This is a genomic window from Microbispora cellulosiformans, assembly GCF_008728085.1.
GTDB lineage: Bacteria > Actinomycetota > Actinomycetes > Streptosporangiales > Streptosporangiaceae > Microbispora > Microbispora amethystogenes.
On record NZ_VYTZ01000014.1, the window covers coordinates 84,185 to 104,354 of the forward strand.

Sequence of the window (20,170 nt, forward strand, 5' to 3'; positions counted from 1 at the left end):
TTCCCTAGAAATGGTTTCGAATCCGCCCGGCGTCCCGCGGCGACGATGCTCGGCAGGCCCCTCTGAGCTGCGGTGACGTGCCACCGGCGGAGACAGGGGGTGACATTGGGGGGGATCCCGATGCCCCGGTGCCGCCGGTTGGCCGATCTTCTGATGGTGGCGCCCACTCGGGGCGGGCGTCCGACAGCAGAAGGAGGGCGCATGGTCACGGCAGAAGGGCTCGCCGCTTACCTCGACATCCGTCGGAATTCGCGCGGACACCTGCCGCAGCAGCTCATGGAGCAACTGGCCGAGGCGATCCGCGGTGGCCTCCTGCCCGCCGGGACGCGGCTTCCGTCCACTCGGGCGATGGCCCAGTTGCTCGGGGTGTCCCGCGGGGTGGTGGTGTCGGCCTACGAGCTGCTGCTGGCCCGTGGCTTCGTCGAGGGACGGCCACGCTCGGGCACGTACGTCACGGGCGAGCCGTCACCGCATCGCCGGAGCATCCCTTCGCCGCCCGTCCGGCCGGTCGTGGCGGACTTCACTCCCCGCGCCGCCACGGCCGGCGGCTTCCCGCTGGCCGCATGGCGGTCCGCCTGGCGCCAGGCCAGCTATCTGCCGCCGAACGGCGAGGCGGCTCCACTGGGGTCGGCCGCCCTCCGCGAGGCCGTCGCCGAGCACCTGCACCGGACCCGCGGGCTCGATGTCGAGGCCCGCGACGTGGTGGTGGCCGTCGGGCTGCGGCAGGCCTGCTGGTTCCTGTTCGAGGCGATCGGACGGCTGATCGGGCAGCCGACCGGGCAGCAGATCGGACAGCAGATCGGACAGCGGGAGGCCGGAGCGGCGACGGTGGCCGTCGAGCAGCCGGCGCCGGGATATCCCGTGCAGGCCGCCCGGCAGGCCGGATGGACGACCCACCCGCTGCCGGCCGACATGGAGGGCGCCCGGGTGGACCTGCTGGGCGGGATGGACGGGGTGCGCGCCGCCGTCGTGTTCGCCGAGGGCAACCATCCGTTCGGCGCGGTGCTGTCGCCGGCCCGCCGGCGGATGCTCGCAGAGTGGGCCCGGCGGACGGGCGGCTATCTGGTGGACATCTGCACCGAGCAGACCGGGGCGGGCGACAGACCGCTTCCTTCGCTGCTCGACCTGGCGGGCGGGCGAGTGATCCTCGCGGGGACGCTGGGTGACGGTCTCGCCCCGCCCGGGCTGGCGTACCTGGTGCTGCCGCGCCCACTGGTGCCGGTGGTCGCGCAGGTCGCGGGGGGTGACGACGGGCGGCTCGGCGGGACGGCGCAGGCGGCGTTCACCCGCCTGCTCGGTGACCGGGCGGTCGCCCGGCACGTCAGGCGCGTGTCGCGGCTGCACGCCCGGCGGCGCGAGGAGGTGCGTGCCGCGCTGGCACATGTCGGGCGGCCCGCCCGCCTGGTTCTCGGCCCCCGCGGCGCCAGCGCGGCACTGCTGTTACCCCGCCAGATCGTCGATTCCGTGGTGACCGAACTCGCCGGCCGGGGTGTGACCGTGGGCCGTCTGTCGGACCTGTACCAGGTGCGGGCGGCCGACGCCCCTGACGGAATCGTCCTCGGTTTCGGCCACCTGACCGACGAGGAACTGCACCAGGGCCTCCAGGCCGTCCGCACGGTGCTGGCCGGGCTGACCCGGGTGCGGGCCGGCCGGGGCGTCGACGGTGGGCCTACGCACCCGTGTCCGGCACGGCCCGCGTCCGGCCGCCGCCCGCACGCCGGCGACAAGACCGAGCTCGTGCCCGGCGCGCCGCGGCCTCCCGCCCGGTCATCCGCGGGTCCGCGGCGGTCTGGCGGCCCCCGCCGTAACGCGGTCCAGCGCGTGGACCAGCTCGACCCGGCCGCCGATGTGCAGCTTGCGGTAGGTGTTGGTCAGATGCAGCTCGACGGTCTTGGGAGTGACGAACAGGGTTTCGGCGATCTCGCGGTTGGACAGGCCGGTGGCGGCCAGCTCGGCGACCCGGCGCTCTGTTGAGGTCAGCGCGGTGGTGCCGGGTCCGGCCGGCGCGGTCCGGGACCCGGCCGCCCCCGACATGGCGTCCACTCGCTCACGCAACGGGGGACAGTCGCACTGGGCCGCCAGCTCGGCGGCGTCGTCCAGCAGTTCGCGCGCCCAGCCGCGCCGGCCCCGCCGGTCGGCCGCGGCGGCCAGGTCCACCAGCGCCTTGGCGTACTCCAGCCGGGCGAGCGATCCGGCCAGCACGTCGACCGCCTCGGCCAGCAACGGGAAGCCGTCCTGTGCGCCGAGCACGACGCCGGCGACCCGCAACGCGCGGCCCAGCGGCCGGGGCGCGCCCCAGCGGCGGGCCAGGGCCACCTCGGCCAGCGCGAGCTCCGCCGCCTGGTCGCCGTGACCCATCCGGTGCAGGGTGCGGGCCGCCTCGGTGCGCCAGGGAACGAACGCGGGGTTGTCGCCGCCGAAGCGGGCGAAGAGGCGACCGGCGTCCAGCGCCGCGGCCACCGCCCGCTCGCCGCCCACCGTACGGCGGAGCAGCCGCGCCCGGGTGTCGGCGTAGAAGTACATGGGCCCGGCCGGCGGTGGCTCCTCCGGCAGACCGGCCCACGCCAGCGCGGACCGCGCGCCGGCCAGGTCGCCGCGCTCGGCCAGGATGTCGGCCAGGAACGGGGCGACGAACGGCCGGCCGAGCCGTACGCCGGAACGCTCGACGGCCTCCACCGCCGTGCGCGCCTCCCGCTCCGCCTCGGCGAGATTGCCGCGCCACAGTTCGTGGAGCGCCGCCAGGGCGTGCGCGGGCCCGTGCGCCCGGACGCTGCCACGGCGGTAGGCCTCCCGCCGGGCGTGGTCGATGCTCGGGCCGGCCAGGTCGTCCTCAGCGGCCAGGAGCGCCAGCCAGCCGCACACGAGAGGGCTGTCCCCGGTTCCGTGGCGCACCAGCAGCCCGTCGGAGAGGCCGCGGCGGGCGGCCTGCGCCGCCTGCGGGCGGGCCTCGAACGCGGCCCGCAGGGCGAGCACGCAGTCGAGCGCCCGCCCGCCGGCGCTCGGCGGCTCGTCGTCGCCCGCGGCCTGCCCCACCTCGTCGAGCAGGTGCAGCCGACCGGGTTCCAGCACGGTCACGTTGACCAGGTACGCGTCCAGGTGGCGGCGCAGCCCCGTGTCAGACGTCCTGTCCAGCGCCTGCCGCGCGTCACGCCAGGCCCGTACGGCCGCCTCCGTGTCGCCGCCGAACAGCAACGCCTCCCCGAGCCGTAGACCGGCCGCAGCCCGGGCGGCGGGCTCGACGGCCGCCGCCAGGGCCTGCTCCCCGTAGCGCGCGGCGGCCTCGACATCGCTGTGCAGCGCGACGTCGGCGAGCTGGTCGACCAGGACCTGGCGGTCCCGGTCGCCGGTCACGTCGGGCAACGCCCGCCGCAGATAGGTGTACGCGCTGTCGGGGGAACCGCGGAACAGTGCGGTCTCCGCGGCGCGCCGCAGGTATCCGGCCGCGTCCGGCACCACGCCCGGGGGCACCTGCAGGATGTGTGCGGCGATCCGCTCCGGCTCCGCGCCCGTGGCGGCCAGGTGCAGCGCCGCCGCCCGGTGTCCCCGTAAGCGGCGGGTGGTGTCCAGGTGCTCGTAGGCCGACCGTTGCAACAGCTGGTGCGGGTAGCCGAACCGGCCGGCGGGCGCGCGGACCAGCACGTGACTCCGGATCAGCCGGTCGACGGCGGCGGCGGTGGCCTCGACGCCGAGGCCGGAGACGGCCGAGATCGCGGGCAGGTCCGCTTCGTTGCCCAGAAGGGCGACGGCATGCGCCACATCGACGGCGTCCTGCGGCAGGCTCCCCAGGTGGGGCCTCACCCGGGACGGAAGGAGCACCGTGGCCAGCCGGGCGGTGTTGCCGGTCGTGGGTGTGATGCCCTGTTCGACGCAGCCCCGGGCCAGCTCGGTCAGCAGGAGCGGGTTGCCGCCGCTGGAGTCGTGACAGGCGGCGACGAAGGCGTCGTCAGGCCGGGTGCCGAACATCGTCGCGAGCACGGCGGCGGTGCCGGGCAGCCCGAGCGGCCGCAGCCGGACGAACTCGGTGCTGGGCGTGCGCAGGATCTCGGTCAGCAGGTCGGGGACCGGCGCGCCGGACGTCATCGCCAGCATCATGGTCAGCGGCAGGCCGTCCAGCCGGGGCAGCAGGTAGGCCAGCAGGCGCAGAGAGGGCGGGTCGGCGTACTGGACGTCGTCGACGACGAGGGTCAGCGGTTCCGCCGTACACGCGTTCACCACCAGCCAGTACAGGCCGTGCAGCACCGCGAGGTCGCCGACCGGCCGGATCGCCTCCACGGTGAATACCGAGGCGGCCTGCGCGGCGGCGCCGGCGAACAGCGGACCCCGGCCGAACTCGGCTGCCGCGGTCAGCATCGGCTCGAACAATTGCCGCGTCACGCCGTAGGCGAACTCGCGTTCCAGCGGCGACCCCAGGGCCCGGGCGACGGAATGGCCGCCGTGGCGCAGCCGTTCTCGTACCTCGGTCAGTAGTCGCGTCTTGCCGATTCCGGGTGGACCCTCGACGACGAATATCCGCCCGCCCGCGTCGGGGGTGGCGGCACGCGCCGCGTCGACCAGGACGGAGACGCCCTCGTCCCGCTCCTGTAGGGGCGGGTGCGCCGATCTCGGGACCATCCTGCGTTCGTGGTAGGGCGGTGGAGTGCCGACGAGTTCGGCGCCGACGTTTCACCGCGGTGACGGACCGGGATTCACTTCTCACAGCCTAACAAAATTGGTGGTTATTGCGCACCAAATCATCGGACTCGGTGATTACTGGTCCATGGAATGCGGTGGCGACGTGGCCCATTACGGGCACCCCGATGCAGAGATCCTGACATGGAACGCGAAGGGCGCACATCGGACGTCCGAAAACACCCACGCAACACAAAAGGGGCATAATGTCGACGATTTCCCGTCCCACCCGTTTCCGTTCCACGTCCCGGAGCCTCGCGCCCGTCGGCGCGACGCTGGTCGCGGTGGTGACCGGCGCGCTGCTCACCGCCTCACCGGCCCAGGCCGCCGACGGAGCCGGCATGTCGGCCTCGTGGAACTACTACCAGTCGGACGCGTTCCAGGTCGCCGCGACGCTGCCGGGAGTCAAGCTGACGGGGTTCGGCAGCGACCAGAACGGCTCGCGCAACCTCTACGGATCGATCGAGGACACCGCCAACGACGGCCGGTGCTCCCGGGTGGTGATCCGCGCGAACGGTTCCGATCTCATCGACGAGACGACTTGCGGGAACGGCACCTACAAGACGTTCAGCACCGGATCCGGCATCTTCGACAATGGTTTTCTGGTGCTGGTCTACCGGACCATCTCCGGCACCACGAACGCCGACAAGTCCCTCTTCGTCGGCATCCCGAGCTCGGCGAACGACGCCGGGGTGCGCACCACGGGCACCGGAGCGAGCTGGTCCTACTACACGGCGACGGACTACACGTACTCGCTCGTGCGTCCCGGCGTGCGGCTCACCGGCTACGGCTCCGACGACGGCGGCCGGTCGACGCTGAACACCCTGGAGAAGACCGCGACCGGTTCCGGCTGCGCCTCGGCCAGCGTCAAGGTGGGGGACGTGACCACGAGCGGGTCGACCTGCACCAGCACCGCGGCCTACTTCTCCCGCTGGAACCTCGACGGCGGCCTCACCGCGAAGGCCTGCTACAAGCCGACGAGCGCGGCCGAGGCGTGCCTGTCGACGTACCTGCCGAAGCCCGTGTGATTCCGGGCCCGGTCGCGGTGCCGACCGGCGAGGGCACGGTGGTACGGGCGGGCTTCGCGCGGTGTCGCCACCGGGGTCACAGCCAGCCCGCGTCCTCGGCGATGCGCACCGCGTCGATCTTGTTGCGGGCGCCGGCCTTGGTGATCGCACCGGTGAGATAGTTGCGTACGGTGCCTGCCGACAGGTGCAGCCGGGCGGCGATCTCCTCGGCCGAGGCGCCGCGGGCGGCTTCGCGCAGGACCGTGGCCTCGCGTGGGGTGAGAGGGCTCTCCCCGTACTCCATCGCCGAGGCCACCAGCTCCGCGTCCAGCACCCGCAGTCCGGCGGCCGTACGCCTGATCGCGTCGGCCAGGCGGTCGCCGGGGGCGTCCTTGACCAGGAACGCCTCGATGCCCGCCGACAGGGCCCGCCGTACCTGGCCCGGCCGGCCCATCGCGGTCAGCACCAGGACGCGGCAGGAGGGGAGCACCTCCCGCAGCCGCGCGGCGGCGGTGATGCCGTCCAGCACGGGCAGGTCGATGTCGACGATCGCCACGTCCGGCCGCACCCGCAGCGCGGCGGGGACGATCTCGTCCCCGCGCGTCACCTCGGCCACCACCTCCAGGTCGGGCTCCAGGCGCAGCAGGGCGGTGAGCGCGGCCCGGATCATGTGCATGTCCTCGGCGAGGAGGACGCGGATCACGTGGGCACCTCCATCGTCAGCCGGAAGCCGCCCTCGGACGTGGGCCCGGCCTCGACCGTGCCGCCAATCTGCGCGGCCCGCTCCACCAGCCCGACCAGCCCGCCGCCGAGAGGCCCGGTGGTCCGCGCATCGTCGGGTGGGAGGCCGTTGTTGACGATCTCCAGGTGGATGCGTCCCGCGTGGTTCGAGGTGGCGATCGAACAGGTGGTGGCGCGGGTGTGCCGCAGGATGTTCGTGATCCCCTCGCGTACGGCCCAGGCGAGCGCCTCGTCCTGCTCGCGGGACGGGGCGATCTCGGCGAGGTTGACCTGGCAACCGATCCCGGACGACTCCAGCAGGGCCGCGGCCCGGTGCACCTCGTCGGTGAGCGTCATCCGCCGGTAGCCGCGAGCCACCTGACGCACCTCCTGCGCGGCCTCCCGCGCCACCTGGACGAGGGCGCCGACCTCGGCCTTCGCGGCGGGGAGATCGCGGTCCACGAGCCGGGCGGCCAGGTCGCCCTTCAACACGATCGAGGTGAGGCTGTGGCCGAGCCCGTCGTGCAGGTCGCGGGAGATCCGCAACCGCTCCTTCAGCACCGCCGCCTCCGCCAGGTCGGCCCGCGCCTGCTCCAGCTCGGCGGTGACCCGGGTCAGCCGTACGACGACGTAGATCATGGCGCCGGTGATGACGATGGTGAGGGCGTAGAAGTACGAGCCGGTCATGTTGTGGAAGATGCCCTGGAGCCACCAGTACTCCGCCGCCGCCATCGTCGTCACCAGGACCCCGCCCCAGCGCAGCGGGAGCAGCAGGAGCACCGGCCCGGCCAGGAGCGGCGCGGTCCCGGCCGACCAGCCGGTAAACCCGAGGACCTCCGGCAGGTAGGTGGCGACCCCCTGCACCGCCAGCGTCGCGGGCAGCCACCGGGGTCGGGTGCCCGCGAAGGCCTGCCGTACGTGGAGGAAGTGCGGCAGGTAGAAAGCGGCCAGCCCCGCGAGCAGCCGGGCGTTCAGCGACGCGGGGGCGGTCGCGAGGGAGGCCACGAGGGGGATGATCGTGTAGCCGACGGAGACGAGGACGATCAGCGCGATTCCGAGCCGTCGTGCGGAGATGGAGGTCATGGTCGGCCAATTATGACTTTCTGGTCTCCCACCGGAACCACCTCCTGATCGAGAGCAGCGCGACCCCCGCCCACACCGCCAGAACCAGAGCCGGTACGGCCGCCGCCGACAGGTCGGAGCCGAGCGTGCCCGGTCCGTAGGAGGCGCGGACGGCGTCCACGACCGCGCTGGTGGGCAGGGCCGCGAAGACCGGATGCAGCCAGGAAGGCAGCAGGTCGACGATCGAGCCCATCGCCCCGGACGCGAGGCCGGCCAGGAAGAAGAACGGCAGCGTCATGGGCGCCGCGAGCTCCCCGCGCGGGATCGCGGCCGTCCACGCCACCCCCAGCGTCGCCATCACCGCCGCCCCCGCGACCGCGAACACCGCGAACAGCACCGGATTCCGTGGCAGCGGCACATCGGCCAGCAGGTGTACGGCCACAACTGAGATGACCATGACGATGACCGTCTGCGTGGCGGTGCTCGCGACCTCGCCGAGGAGGATCTGCCGGTCGGTGAGCCGGGTGGCGCGCAGCCGTTTGAGCAGGAGCTGGTCGCGGCGCATGGTCAGGGCGACGGTGATGTTCAGGAACGCCGTCCCCGACAGGATGAGCGCGAGCGTCCCCACGAACATCTGCGCCGCGGCCGTGACACCGTCGGCCTGGACGTTGCGCATCAGCGTCGGCATCCCGATCGCGAGGCCCAGCGGGGTGATCACGGAGGCGGGCAGCATGCCCCTGTCGCGCCAGAACAGCCGGGCGCTCAGCTTGTAGGTGGCCGTGAGGCTCATCGGCGTGGGTCCCATCGGAAGAGGAAGCGGACGGCGACCAGGGCGAGCAGGGCCCAGACGGTCAGGTTCAGGACGGGCCCGGTCAGCGTCGCGGGCTCGCCGCCCCTGTAGGCGAGCCCGGCGATCTCGACCATCGCCCCGGTCGGCAGCAGGTCGAGTGCCCACCGGACCCAGCCGGGGAGGAGGCCGGTGACGAACGGCCCGTACGCTCCCGCCCCGAGCGCACCGGCCAGCAGGAACGGGATCGTGGCGGGGGCGTTCAGGTCGGGACGGCGGGTCACGATCGAGAAGACGACGCCGATCAGCGCCAGCACCCCGGCCACCACGACGACGCACGCCGCGAACAGCAGCGGCAGCTCGGGCGGCGGCAGATAGGTGAAGGTGTAGAGGATCACCGAGACGAGGGCCGACAGGAGAGCGGCCTGCGTCACGATGTTGACCAGCTCACCGCCGACCATGGCCCGCCCGCGTAGGCCCGAGGCGCGCAGCCGCTTGAGAACCAGCGACTCTCGCCTCGCCGACAGCGTCACGGCCGTCTGGGTGGTCGCGACGATGGTCAGGAGCACGGCGAGCATCCCGAGATGCAGGCCGAGCACCACCTCCACGTCGCGGCTCCTGAGCGAGGCGGCGACCAGCAACGGCAGGCCCGCGCCCAGGCAGACGCCGAGCACCGCGACGCCGCCGACGGCCCGCCCGTCGCGCCAGAACAGCCGCCCGCCCAGCCGCGCGACGGCCAACACGTCACGCACGGCCGTCACGGGTGGTCGTGCTGTTCTGGGCTGTTTCGCCGTTGTGGGCCAGTTCCAGGAACAGGTCTTCCAGGGAGGCCGTACGGACCTCCAGGCCGCGCAGGCGCAGGCCGCGTGCGCTCGCCCAGCCCAGCAGCGTCTGGGCGGCCAGGTCGGGATCGGCGGCCTGGACCACGGCGACCTTGCCCCGCACGGTCGCGAGCAGCGGCAGCTCCCCGGGCTGGACCACGGACGGCAGCTCGAACGAGACCCGCCCCACCCGCGCGGCCAGCGTCTCGGCCATGTCGCCGCCGACGACGATCCGACCCCGGTCCATGATGGCCAGGTTCGTCGCGAGCTGCTGGGCCTCCTCCAGATAGTGGGTGGTCAGCAGCACGGTCGTCCCCCGGGCGGCGAGGTCGCGGACGACCTCCCAAACGTCGCGGCGGGCCTCGGGGTCCATGCCGGTCGTCGGCTCGTCCAGGAACAGCACATCGGGCCGGCCCAGCAGGGCCAGCGCCAGGTCCAGGCGGCGTTTCTCGCCACCGGACAGCTGCCGCACCTTCGTCTTCGCCTTCGCCGTCAGGCCCGCCAGCTCCAGCGCCTCGCTCGCTGGCCGCGCGGCGGGGGTGAAGTCACGCCAGATCTCGACCGTCTGCCCGGCCGTCAGGTCGGGGAAGAACCCGGCCTCCTGCAGCATGATGCCGACGTTGCCGCGCACCTGGGCGCGGTCCCTGAGCGGGTCGAGGCCCAGCACCCTGACCGAACCGGCGTCCGGCCTCTGGAACCCGGTGAGCAGCTCCATCGTCGTGGTCTTGCCCGCGCCGTTGCGGCCGAGCAGGGCGAAGACCGTGCCCGCCTCGACCTCGAACGAGATGTCGTCGACCGCCTGGAAACTGCCGTAGCTCTTGCTGAGGTGGTTCACCTGAATCGCTGCCACGTCTCGATCCTCGGCCAGGCGCGGCGGCGGAAACAGTGAGCAATTCACATCTTCGCGAGCAGCCTGTCACCTGACCCTGGGATGACGTGCCGTACCGGTCAGAGGCGGATTTGGGCGGTGATCGGCAGGTGGTCGCTGCCCGTTCTCGGCAGCGGGTGGAGGCCGGACAGACCGATCCCGTTCGGCCAGGCCCCCGCCACTTCCGGCGGCTGATCGCTCAGACCGAGGTGCCGGATGGTCCCGCACGCCCTCAGCGGGGGCCCACGGGCTTTCGCGCGTTCGTCGTGCCGGCGCGGTGCTCAGCGGATGGTGAACCAGATCGTCTTGAGCTCGGTGTACTGCTCGAAGGCCTCGATGCCGTTGTCGCGGCCGCCGAAACCGGACGTACGGTATCCGCCGAAAGGTGTGGTGATGTTCCCCTCGGAGTAGCCGTTGACCGCGACGGTGCCGGCCCGCACGCCCCTGGCGATGCGGATCGCGGTGTCCACGTCGCGCGACCACACGGTGGCGGCAAGCCCGTAATCGGAGTCGTTGGCCAGCGAGATCGCCTCTTCGAGAGTGTCGAACCCGAGGACGGCGACGACCGGCCCGAAGATCTCCTCGCGAGCCACCGCCATGCCGGGGCGTACGTCGTCCACCACGGTGGGCGCGACGTACCAGCCGCCCGTCTCGGTCAGCAGCCGCGTGCCGCCGGTCACAACTGTTGCCCCGTCGGCCTTCGCGCCCTCGATGTAGCGCAGGACCCGTTCGAGTGCGGCCTCCTCGATGAGAGGGCCGAGCTGGGTGGACTCGTCGGCCGGATCCCCGACGACACGCGACTGCGCCTCACGGGCGAGTGCGGCGACGAACCGGTCCTTGATGGTGTTGTCGGCCAGGATCCGGGAGCCGGCCGAGCAGTTCTGCCCGGAGTTCCAGAAGGCGGCGTCGGCCAGATCCGCAGCCACCTGCTCGATGCGGTCAGCGTTGTCGGCCATGACGATCTGCGGGCTCTTGCCGCCGCACTCGAGCACGATCTCCTTGAGGTTGGAGTCGGCCGAGTAGCGCAGGAACTGCCGGCCGACCGCGGTGGACCCGGTGAACGTCACCATGTCGACGTCGGGGTGCAGGCCGATGGCCCTGCCCGCCACGGGCCCCATGCCGGGGACGACGTTGAACACGCCGTCCGGCAGACCGGCCTCGGTGGCCAGTTCGGCGATGCGCAGCGTCGTCAGGGACGCCAGCTCCGGTGGCTTGACGACCACCGAGTTTCCCGCGGCGAGGGCTGGGGCGATCTTCCACGCGAGCATCGCGGCGGGGAAGTTCCAGGGGAGGACCGCGCCCACGACGCCGATCGGCTCGCGTACGACAAGGCCCAGGTGCTCGGGCCCGGTGGCGGACACCTTGCCGAAGACCTTGTCCACCGCCTCGGCGTAGAACCGCAGCGTCGTCACCACGTCGGGGATGTCGAACTGCCGGCACTCGCTGATCGGCTTGCCCGCGTCGGCCGACTCGATCTGTGCGAGTTCTTCCGCGTTGGCCTCGATCAGCTCGGCGAGCCGGGTCAGGACCTGCTTGCGCTGCTCGGGCGCCGCCTGGCTCCAGGTGCCGGCGTCGAACGCGGCGCGTGCGGCCGCGACCGCCTTGTCGACGTCGTCAGGCGTGCAGGAGGCGACCGTGATCAGGGGCCGGCCGGTCGAGGGCGCGACGGAGACGAAGGTGCCACCGTCGCCGGCGTCGACGAACGCGCCGTCGATGTACGCCTGGGTCCGCACAGTGGCGGGCAGGGAGAGTGTCACGACACTGCCTTTCTGGGGAGAAGATGACGCGAGAGGTGGGCCGGAGGACGCGGCCGACGCGGTGGCGTACACGAGGGCCCGCCGCCGCACCGGGAGGTGACCGGATCAGGAGACCAGGAGCCTGAAACGGGGGAACACGTCAGCACGAACCTCCTCCCACTGGCGGCGCAGCTCCCGGTACCGATCCGTGCCCTGCACGCCGGGCTCGACCCGGGGAGCGACCTCGACCACCTGGTCCACACCCTCGCGCGCCGAGGAGAAGGCACCGGTTCCCAGGCCGGCCAGGATCGCGGCGCCGATCGACGGCGCCTCGACCCGCAGCGCGGGCACCAGCGGCTGACCCAGCACGTCGGCCTTGATCTGGTTCCACTCGCTCGACCGCGCTTCGCCGTCGGAGATGGTCATGGTGTCCACCCGCAGGCCACGATCGCGCAGCACGTCCAGCAGCGCCGGGTACTGATAGGCGATGCCCTCGAGCGTCGCCCGTACGAAGTGCGGCAGCCGGTGGTGACCGGAGATGCCGTGGTAGGCGGCGCGCACCTGGTCGTCCTGGACGGGGACGGTGGCTCCCTCCACGTAGGGGAAGCACAGCAGTCCGTCGCTGCCCCGCGCGATCTCGCGGGCGCCGGCGATGAGCTCGGCGTAGTCCAGCGCTCCGCCGAAGGTCGAGCGCAGCCACCGCAGGGTGGTGCCCGAGCCGACGGCGACCATCTCGTGCAGGTACCGGTCCGGCACCACGTGCGGCATGAGCCCCACGATGCCCGTCGGGTCGAATCGCGGCCGGGAGTCCACGGCACGCCAGCTCATCGAGCTGCCGGTGCCGATCGACACGTCGCCCGGGTCGATCACACCGGACCCGAGCGCGGCCGCCGGGTCGTCACCCCCACCCGCGACGAGCACCGTTCCGGGTAGGAGCCCGATCTCGTGTGCGGCGCCGCCCAGCTCGCCGCGCGGCTCCCACGGCGCGTAGCGCACGTCGGGCAGGATCTCGCGCGGGATCCCGGCGGCGGCGCACAGCTCAGGACTCCACGTCCCCGTCCGCCAGTCGTTGAGGACCGACCGGGTCGGACCCGTCGGGTCGGTCGCGACGTCGCCGGTGAGCCGGTAGGCCAGGTAGTCCTTCGGCTGCAACGCGTGACGGACCCGGCGCCAGACCTCCGGCTGGTGCCGCCGGGTCCACGTCAGGTTCGCCAGCACCAGTCCGGGAATCGGCAGAGTGCCCGAACGCTCGATCAGGGTTTCGCGTCCCAGGCCGTCGTACAGCGCCGAGGTCTCCTCGGGGTCGCGGCGGTCGGTCCAGTGGATCACCGGAGCCAGCACCCGCCCGGCCTCGTCCAGGAGGACGGCGATGTCACGCTGCCCCACCAGGCACAGCGCGCTCACCTCCCGCGCGCTGACACCGGCGGACGACAGGACCTCGGGGATCGCGCGAGCCAGCGCCCGGTACCAGTCGTCGGCGTCGTTCTCCGCCCAGTCAGGGTGAGGGCGGTGCATCGGGTAGGTCTGCTCGGAGATCGCCACGACGCCCTGCTCGGGGTGCACGAGGGCGGCCTTGAGCGCGGACGACCCGACGTCCGCGCCGATGAGGTACGTCATCGCACGAGACCCGGATAGGGCTTGGGCTCGGGAGCCGGGAGCGGCTCGGGCGCGCCGGGGAACTGGGCGCGCCAGTACGAGGCGATCCAGTCGACCTGCTCCTGCGGCAGCTCCTCGACGTCGACGCCCAGCTGCTTGATGGTCAGGAACACCTCGCACGCGCCCTCCACGACCGAGGCGGTGTGGAACGCGTGCTCGAGGTCCGCACCGATGGCGATGAGCCCGTGGAAGCGCATGAACGTCGCGCCGCGGTCCTCCAGCGCCTCAGCGGTGAAGTCGGCCATCTGGTCGGTCTCGGGCTGAGAGTAGGGGGAGGTGTAGACCGGGCCACCGGTGGCCTCGACCAGGCCGGTGAGGATCGGCGGGAGGGTCCAGCCCAGGTTCGCCATCGTCATGACGGCCTTGCCGTGGGTGTGCACGATCGCACCGACCTCGGGGCGGCGCTTGCAGATGAGGGTGTGCATCGGCGTCTCGGACGTGGGGGCGCGCCGGCCGTCGACGACGTTGCCGTCAAGGTCGATGATGGCGATGTCCTCCGGCTCCAGGAAGTCGTACTGGGTGGAGGTCGGCGTCACCGCGAGCAGCCCGGGCTCCCCAGGGACGCGGAGGCTGATGTTGCCCGCGGTGGAGTAGACCAGGCGCTCGGCCTGGAGTTTGCGGGCGTAGGCGACGACCTTCTGACGGGTGTCGAGCCACTTGGTGCTCATCGGGTCTTCTTTCTCGTAGTCGAGTCATGGGTCGGGAACTGCAGGGAGCGGACTCGCGAACGGCCGGGGCGCGCGTCCGGGAACGCGAAGCTCCGCGAGGCGGGGTGATCAGCGACGGCGGAAGAGGGCGCGCCGGGCCTGGGCGAACGCGATCCGGATCAGAACGCCCAGGACACCCGGGCGCAGGACGAGCCGCAGCAGGCCGGGGATGTCGTCGGCGTCGATCTCCACCTTGGCGGGCCAGGCACCCATGACGCCTTCCATCTGAATGCCGCCGTCCCGCACGCGCAGGCTGCGCGGCTCGAAGGGCAGCTCGCCGATCGGGGAGCTGACTTTCACGGGTTTCCTCCGTTCGTACGGGACCAGTGGGCGGCGATGGCGCGCCCGGCCTGGGCGCGAGGTGCGATTCCCCGGGCGTCGAGGGGCTGGACGAACGTGACATGCGGGGCCCCTTCGGCCAGCGCGCCGTCGACGTTGCGGTTCGGCAAGGGCCCGGCGGCGAGGATGACCACGTCACACACCAGGTCCCTGACCCGGGTCCCGTCGACGACGCGCAGCGTGTGCACGCGCTCGCGCCCGAGGACCTCCAGTCCCGTTCCTCCCGCGACCACCTGGTCGGCCCACGTGGGCGATCCGGCGCCGACCGCGGCCACGTGGCCGCCGGCCCCGCGGATCCGCTCCGCGATGTGCGGCGCCCACGGCCCGTCGCCCACGACCACGGCGCGCTTCCACAGTCGCACGCCGGTGCTCAGCAGGTGGTCGGCCACGGTCGCGGGCAGCACTCCCGCGGGCCGTTCACCGACGATGTTCAGGTCGGAAGCGGTGGCGGGGCGGAGTCCTCCCGCGTAGAACAGGTGGTCGCCCTCGACCCACCGGATCTCGCCCGGTGCGGTCAGCAGCAGACGCCGGTCGGTCCAGACTGCGGCCGCGGCCCCGAACCGGAACCCGACACCGGTGTCGGTCGCGGCGCGGACCAGATCGCGCACCTCGGGCTCGTCCCACCCGGACTCGCCCCCGGCGACCGGGACCCGGTCGATCAGCAGTACGTCGTGTCCACCACTTCGAGCGAGCTCGGTGGCGCAGCCCAGGCCGCTCGGGCCGGCGCCGACGACCAGCAGGCGGCTCACGACCCCACCGTCCCGCGCACGGTGTGGCGCACGGTGTCCGGCCCGCATCCGGTCGCCATCGCCGTGAGGAACGAGATGCCGGCCAGGCACAGCGAGCCCTGGCAACGCCCGTAGCCGGCGCCGGTGCGCTTGCGCACACCGTCGATGGACGTCGCCGGGACCGGCGCGCTCAGCGCCGCCTCGATCTCGGCGGCGCTGACGTGCTCGCACGCGCAGACGACCTGCCCGTACAGCGGGTCGACCTCCGTGAGCCGCTCGGGCTCGGGCGCGGTGCGCAGGCGTGGGACTCGCGGTAGCGCGGTCTGTGCGTCGGGCCGCTCGACCGCGTCCAGGCCGGCGGCCTGGAGCAGATCGAGGGTGTACTGCGCCGCGGCCGGGGAGATGCTCACCCCTGCCGAGCGGTCGGTGACGTGCACCAGGTTCGGCACGTGCGCGTCCACACGCAGGCGGTACGGCTCGTCGCCGGCCGGGCGGTTGGCGGCGAAGGTCTTGATCGCGTACGCCTCGGCCACAGCGGGCACCAGCCGAGCCGCCTCGGCGAGGACCCGGGCGATCGTCTCGGCATCGGTGGCCCGGTCGTCCGGGTCGGTGATGTCGGTGGCCGTCGGGCCCAGCAGCGCCGAACCGTGCGTGGTCGGCACGACGTTGATGCCCTTGGTGTCGGGAAGGTGGGTGCAGAACACGATCTGGCGCAGGGCGCCGGCGAAGGCCCTGTCGACCACGACATACTGCCCCTTGCGCGGCCAGGTCACCAGCGGCTCACCACCGGCCATCCGCGACACGGCGCCCGCGCCGACGCCCGCGGCGTTGACGACGAACCGTGCGCGGTAGCGTCCGGCGCCGGTGATCACCGTGCTGGTGCCGTCGTCCTCGTGCTCGATCGCCTCGACCCGCTCGCGCAGCCGGATCACCGCACCGTTGACGGCGGCCAGACTGGCGAACGCCGCCGTCAGGCGCATCGGGTCGATGATGCCCTCGTCCGGCAGGGACAGGCCGGCGACCGCGTCGGGGGTCACCAACGGCTCTGCCACGCGTACCTCGCCGGCGCCGAGGATCCGCACCCGCACACCGCACGCGGCCGCCTCAGCCCTGGTGTGCTCCAGCCGCTCGGCCTCGCGCTCGCTCAGGGCCACCATCAAACCGCCGATGCGCCGGTAGGGCACGTCCAGGCGCTCGCACAGCTCCTCCCAGAAGGGGTTGGAGGCGTTGATCAGGTCGGTCTCAAGCGTGCCCGGGCCACCGTAGTACGACACCGCCACCCCGGCGTTGCCCTTGCTCGCGTGTTCCCCGACGTCACCCTCGGCCTCGAGCAGACATACGCTTGCGCTGGTGCGCGCCAGCCGCTCGGCCACGGCTGTGCCGAGGACGCCGCCACCGACCACCACCACGTCGTAGCGCGTAGTGGTCATCGGCCTCACCTCCGTCTCGAGAACGACGCCGGGCGGCGTCATCGCCGCGGGATCCGCGACCCGCGGCCGGACCCACCACCTACGATCAAATTCTGTTCGAAGTGGTGGATCTGAAGTTCGTTTCGAACATTACTCACTATCGCAAAAAACAGGCAAGTGTTGACATGTGAACCAGAACGATGTTCGATGCTCCGCAATACAACGAGGCGTCAAGGGCCGGGCAGCGGGGCCTGCCCTGCCCTTGAGATCTGGGTGCCTCGGACCGTTCGGCGGCCCGCACGCCCCACGTGCCGTGCCGCAAGAAGAAAGTGGGCACATCGATGCAGACGCAGCCCCATCAGGACTCACCCCAGGCCGCACCGGGCCCCGGCTCCTCATCCGCCCTCACCGATGGAGGCAAGACGCACTCGGGCGATCACGGGCTCAAGCCCAACTCGCTCGGCGCGCCGGCGATCGCCTTCTACATCATCGCCGCGGCCTCGCCCCTGACCGGCGTGGTCGGCCTCGTGCCGATCATGATCGGCCTCGGCAACGGCGCCGGCACCCCCGGCGCGTTCATCATCGCCGCGGGCATCCTGCTGCTGTTCGCGGTGGGCTACCTGGCCATGAGCCGGCACGTGACCAACGCCGGCGCCCTGTACGCCTACACCACCCTCGGCCTGGGCCGCGTCGTCGGCCTCGGGTCGGCCGCGGTGACCGTCTTCGCCTACAGCTGCATCCAGTTCTCCCTGTACGGCGGCTTCGGCTACTACCTGTCCTCACTGCTGCACGACGCGGCAGGCCTCGACGTGCCCTGGTGGGTGTGCGCGATCGTCGCGATGCTCGCCTGCCTCGCACTGGGACTACAAGGCGTCCACGCCGGCGGCGTCATCCTGGGCGTGCTCATCACCCTCGAGTGCACCATGCTCCTGACCCTGGGCGCCGGGATCGTGTTCAGCTCCGACACCGCCGCCGCGAGTGAGGGCTTCAGCCTCACCCCGTTCTCCATTCCCACCGTCTTCGCCGCCGGTGTCGGGGTGTCCGTCATGCTCGCCCACACGACGTTCATCGGGTTCGAAGGATCGGCCATCTATGCCGAGGAGGCCAGGAACCCCCGGCGCACGATCCCCCGCGCCACCTACTTCGCCGTCGTCTTCATGGCCTGCGTCTACGCGCTGACCTCCTACCTGGTCATCAACGCCATCGGCGTCGACGACGCCCAGGCCGTGGCCCAGAAGGAGTCCGGCAACCTGATCTTCTTCGTCGCGGACACCGTGCTCGGCGGCTGGATCGCGCACACCTTCCAGGTCCTGATCATCACCGCCCTGTTCGCCGCGATCGTCACCTTCCACAACAACCTCTCGCGCTACCTGTACGCGCTGGGCCGCCAGGGCCTGGTCTGGAACCGTCTCGGCCACACCCGCAAGGTCCAGAAGACCCCTCACGTCGCCGCCACCGTTCAGACCATCAGCGCCGCGGCCGTGGTCGCCGGCTTCGCCATCGCGGGCCTGGACCCCTACACGACCCTGTTCACCTGGCTCGCCGGCATCGGGACCATCGGCATCGTCACGGCGCAGATCCTGGCCGGCGTGGCCATCTTCGTCTTCTTCCGCCGCAACGACGTCGACAAGCGGCGCTGGCACACCGTCCTCGCTCCGCTGCTCGCCATCGCGGGCCTCGGGAGCATCCTCGTCCTGGCGTTGTCCAGCCTCGACCTCCTGCTGGGCGCCTCCCAGGTTCTCACCTGGATCCTGATCGGCCTGCTGATCCTCTTCGGCTTGCTCGGGAGTGGGTACGCACTGTGGCTTCGCCGAAGCTCGCGCGAACGCTACGACCGCATGCAGGTCATGCTCACCGCGGGAGAGGCCCCGTCAGCGTCGGTGGCCGGCGTCCGCAACACTTGATCCTCAACGAGCGCCTGACCCCGCGCCTGCGCGGCCTGGCTCGAAGCCGGTCGCGCAGGCACCCGCGCACCACCCCACATCGTGCACCGACACGAAGACCGAACGCCGCAGGAGACAACCGTGAGCCTCGAGGCACAGCGCGCCCACATCCTCACCGGGCGGATGTACAACGACCTGACCGACGAACTGGTCGCCGCCCGCCAGCGGGCCGTGCTGCTCGCCAACGCCTACAACGACAGCTTCGGCGCTCCCCAGGCCCACCGCGAGGCCCTCCTGCGTGACCTGCTCGACAACGTCGGTCCCGGCGCCCACTTCGAGCCCACCTTCCGGTGCGAGTTCGGCTACAACATCAGCGTCGGCGCCGGCTTCTACGCCAACTTCGACGCCGTCATGCTCGACGGCGCACGGATCACGATCGGCGACAACGTCCTGCTCGGACCGCGCGTGAGCATCTACACCTCCAACCACGCCATCGATCCGGCCGAGCGCGTCGCCGGAGCCTGCTACGCCAAACCCGTGACGATCGGCGACGGCGTGTGGATAGGAGGCGGGGTCACCGTCAACCCCGGCGTGACCATCGGCGACGGCGCGATCGTCGGCTCCGGGGCCGTCGTGACCCGGGACGTCCCCGCACGCGTCATAGCCGCCGGCAACCCCGCCCGGATCCTGCGCGAGATCACCGAGCAGGACGCCACCGGCTGGCGCCCCGACGTCCTTTAGGCACGCTCGACAGTTCCATGGCGTACGTCGAGCCCAACTGTGCGAACGCACACCCCGGTGTTGTGTTGTGCATGAACCGAACAGGATGCGAACATGGGCGGTGTGGTGACCCAGTCCTCTTCCGTACGTGAGTCCGAGCTCAGCCCTCCCCGACTGCGTACGCGTGAACGCCGTGCGCGCGTGCTCGAGCTCCTCGACGGCAAGGAGTTCGTCAGCGTGAAGGAGCTCGCCGACGAGTTTGGCCTCACCGAGATGTCGGTGCGGCGCGACCTGAGCGCCATGGTCGCCGAGGGGCTGATCACCAGGGTTCGCGGCGGCGCCGGCCGCCCCGCGCACACCCCGACCTCCCGGCAGTACGCCGAGGCCGCCCAGCGCAACGCCGAGGCCAAGTTCAAGATCGCCCGTCGAGCCGCCACCCTCCTCGACCACGCCTCGGTGGTCTTCTTCTACTCCGGGTCCACGGTTGCCCGGGTCGCCGCAAGCCTGGACGCATCCGCGCAGACGTCCCTGACCGTGGTCACCAACTCCCTGCCGATCATCGACGACGTCAGCGCCTGGGGCGATCCTCACCTGGTGGCCGTCGGCGGCCTGTACCTGCCCGCCTACATGGCCTTCGTCGGCCCCCAGGCGGTGGCCGCGTTCGAGGGGGTCAGCGCCGACGTCGCCGTCCTCGGGTGCGACGGCCTGAGCGCCGACGGGGGCCTGACCACACCGCACCAGCTCGTGGCCGAGGTCGGCGCGACAATCGTGCGACGGGCCACCCGAAAGGTCGTCGTCGCCGACTCCAGCAAGGTCGGGCGCCGCGGCTTCACTCCCATCGCCCCTATTGAGGACATCGACGTGCTCGTGACCGACGACGGCGCCGACCCCACGGAAGTCGCCCGGTTGAGAGACACCGGCCTCGAAGTGATCGTCGTCTGACGACATCACCAGCGAGGCGCGGATCAAGAAACTGGTCCGGGATCTGCAGGCCTCGACTGGCTTTGCGCTCCTCTTCATCAGCCACGACACCGCATGGGGGAATCGCCGACCCCGGAG

At 71.9% G+C, this 20,170-nt stretch carries 16 protein-coding genes and 1 pseudogene; 5 read left to right on the top strand and 12 right to left on the bottom strand.

Annotation, left to right across the window (positions count from 1 at the left end; translation table 11 throughout):
* Positions 1-276: 276 nt before the first annotated feature.
* A pseudogene (locus F5972_RS38465) lies at positions 277-441 on the top strand (GntR family transcriptional regulator); the annotation flags it as partial.
* 1,326 nt (positions 442-1,767) lie between these two features.
* Here the strand turns inward: F5972_RS38465 and F5972_RS29890 are convergent.
* The gene (locus tag F5972_RS29890) at positions 1,768-4,611 is read right to left on the bottom strand and encodes a helix-turn-helix transcriptional regulator (protein WP_150938243.1); all 2,844 of its coding nucleotides are present in this window, start codon (positions 4,609-4,611) and stop codon (positions 1,768-1,770) included.
* Positions 4,612-4,874: 263 nt separating this feature from the next.
* Between F5972_RS29890 and F5972_RS29895 the strand changes: the two genes are divergently transcribed.
* Positions 4,875-5,696 carry a hypothetical protein gene (locus F5972_RS29895; protein WP_150938245.1) on the top strand — a complete coding sequence of 274 codons (822 nt, stop codon included), beginning with the start codon at positions 4,875-4,877 and terminating at the stop codon, positions 5,694-5,696.
* A 76-nt stretch (positions 5,697-5,772) separates the two neighbouring features.
* Here F5972_RS29895 and F5972_RS29900 read toward each other — a convergent pair whose 3' ends face one another.
* From F5972_RS29900 to F5972_RS29950, 11 genes are all read right to left on the bottom strand, one after another.
* Positions 5,773-6,378 (bottom strand): response regulator transcription factor, encoded by a 606-nt coding sequence (locus F5972_RS29900; RefSeq protein ID WP_150938247.1) that lies wholly within the window; start codon positions 6,376-6,378, stop codon positions 5,773-5,775.
* A complete protein-coding gene (locus tag F5972_RS29905) occupies positions 6,375-7,478 on the bottom strand; it encodes a sensor histidine kinase (RefSeq protein ID WP_150938249.1) in 1,104 nt (367 codons plus the stop codon). Before F5972_RS29905 ends, F5972_RS29900 begins: the two co-directional genes overlap by 4 nt.
* 10 nt (positions 7,479-7,488) lie before the next feature.
* Positions 7,489-8,247, bottom strand: coding sequence for an ABC transporter permease (locus tag F5972_RS29910; protein ID WP_191910374.1), 759 nt, complete (start codon positions 8,245-8,247; stop codon positions 7,489-7,491).
* Positions 8,244-8,996, bottom strand: a complete 753-nt coding sequence (locus tag F5972_RS29915) for an ABC transporter permease (protein WP_150938254.1) — start codon at positions 8,994-8,996, stop codon at positions 8,244-8,246. The genes F5972_RS29910 and F5972_RS29915 overlap by 4 nt, the downstream gene beginning before the upstream one ends.
* Positions 8,989-9,915: an ABC transporter ATP-binding protein gene (locus tag F5972_RS29920; RefSeq protein WP_150938256.1), complete on the bottom strand. Its 927-nt coding sequence runs from the start codon at positions 9,913-9,915 to the stop codon at positions 8,989-8,991. Before F5972_RS29920 ends, F5972_RS29915 begins: the two co-directional genes overlap by 8 nt.
* A gap of 299 nt (positions 9,916-10,214) precedes the next feature.
* A complete protein-coding gene (locus F5972_RS29925; protein ID WP_150938258.1) occupies positions 10,215-11,690 on the bottom strand; it encodes an aldehyde dehydrogenase in 1,476 nt (491 codons plus the stop codon).
* Between the two features lie 105 nt (positions 11,691-11,795).
* Positions 11,796-13,286: a xylulokinase gene (locus F5972_RS29930; RefSeq protein WP_150938259.1), complete on the bottom strand. Its 1,491-nt coding sequence runs from the start codon at positions 13,284-13,286 to the stop codon at positions 11,796-11,798.
* Positions 13,283-13,993 (bottom strand): class II aldolase/adducin family protein, encoded by a 711-nt coding sequence (locus F5972_RS29935; RefSeq protein WP_150938261.1) that lies wholly within the window; start codon positions 13,991-13,993, stop codon positions 13,283-13,285. The genes F5972_RS29930 and F5972_RS29935 overlap by 4 nt, the downstream gene beginning before the upstream one ends.
* Before the next feature lie 108 nt (positions 13,994-14,101).
* The gene (locus F5972_RS29940; protein ID WP_150938263.1) at positions 14,102-14,332 is read right to left on the bottom strand and encodes a hypothetical protein; all 231 of its coding nucleotides are present in this window, start codon (positions 14,330-14,332) and stop codon (positions 14,102-14,104) included.
* Complete coding sequence (locus F5972_RS29945) at positions 14,329-15,168, bottom strand: FAD-dependent oxidoreductase (RefSeq protein ID WP_150938265.1); 840 nt, start codon at positions 15,166-15,168, stop codon at positions 14,329-14,331. Before F5972_RS29945 ends, F5972_RS29940 begins: the two co-directional genes overlap by 4 nt.
* The gene (locus F5972_RS29950; RefSeq protein WP_191910375.1) at positions 15,117-16,529 is read right to left on the bottom strand and encodes an NAD(P)/FAD-dependent oxidoreductase; all 1,413 of its coding nucleotides are present in this window, start codon (positions 16,527-16,529) and stop codon (positions 15,117-15,119) included. The genes F5972_RS29945 and F5972_RS29950 overlap by 52 nt, the downstream gene beginning before the upstream one ends.
* A 320-nt stretch (positions 16,530-16,849) precedes the next feature.
* Between F5972_RS29950 and F5972_RS29955 the strand changes: the two genes are divergently transcribed.
* From F5972_RS29955 to F5972_RS29965, 3 genes are all read left to right on the top strand, one after another.
* Positions 16,850-18,412 (top strand): APC family permease, encoded by a 1,563-nt coding sequence (locus F5972_RS29955; RefSeq protein WP_150938269.1) that lies wholly within the window; start codon positions 16,850-16,852, stop codon positions 18,410-18,412.
* A gap of 120 nt (positions 18,413-18,532) precedes the next feature.
* Entirely contained in the window at positions 18,533-19,132 is a 600-nt protein-coding gene (locus F5972_RS39025; protein WP_150938271.1) for a sugar O-acetyltransferase, read from the top strand.
* A 180-nt stretch (positions 19,133-19,312) separates the two neighbouring features.
* Positions 19,313-20,053 (top strand): DeoR/GlpR family DNA-binding transcription regulator, encoded by a 741-nt coding sequence (locus F5972_RS29965; RefSeq protein ID WP_191910376.1) that lies wholly within the window; start codon positions 19,313-19,315, stop codon positions 20,051-20,053.
* Positions 20,054-20,170 lie beyond the last annotated feature (117 nt).

Excerpts from the sequence above, each read along its gene's own strand:
- F5972_RS29890 (WP_150938243.1), bottom strand. The coding sequence starts at position 4,611 with ATGGTCCCGAGATCGGCGCACCCGCCCCTACAGGAGCGGGACGAGGGC.
- F5972_RS29895 (WP_150938245.1), top strand. The coding sequence starts at position 4,875 with ATGTCGACGATTTCCCGTCCCACCCGTTTCCGTTCCACGTCCCGGAGC.
- F5972_RS29905 (WP_150938249.1), bottom strand. The coding sequence starts at position 7,478 with ATGACCTCCATCTCCGCACGACGGCTCGGAATCGCGCTGATCGTCCTC.
- F5972_RS29910 (WP_191910374.1), bottom strand. The coding sequence starts at position 8,247 with ATGAGCCTCACGGCCACCTACAAGCTGAGCGCCCGGCTGTTCTGGCGC.
- F5972_RS29930 (WP_150938259.1), bottom strand. The coding sequence starts at position 13,286 with ATGACGTACCTCATCGGCGCGGACGTCGGGTCGTCCGCGCTCAAGGCC.
- F5972_RS29935 (WP_150938261.1), bottom strand. The coding sequence starts at position 13,993 with ATGAGCACCAAGTGGCTCGACACCCGTCAGAAGGTCGTCGCCTACGCC.
- F5972_RS29945 (WP_150938265.1), bottom strand. The coding sequence starts at position 15,168 with ATGCGGGCCGGACACCGTGCGCCACACCGTGCGCGGGACGGTGGGGTC.
- F5972_RS29950 (WP_191910375.1), bottom strand. The coding sequence starts at position 16,529 with ATGACCACTACGCGCTACGACGTGGTGGTGGTCGGTGGCGGCGTCCTC.
- F5972_RS29955 (WP_150938269.1), top strand. The coding sequence starts at position 16,850 with ATGCAGACGCAGCCCCATCAGGACTCACCCCAGGCCGCACCGGGCCCC.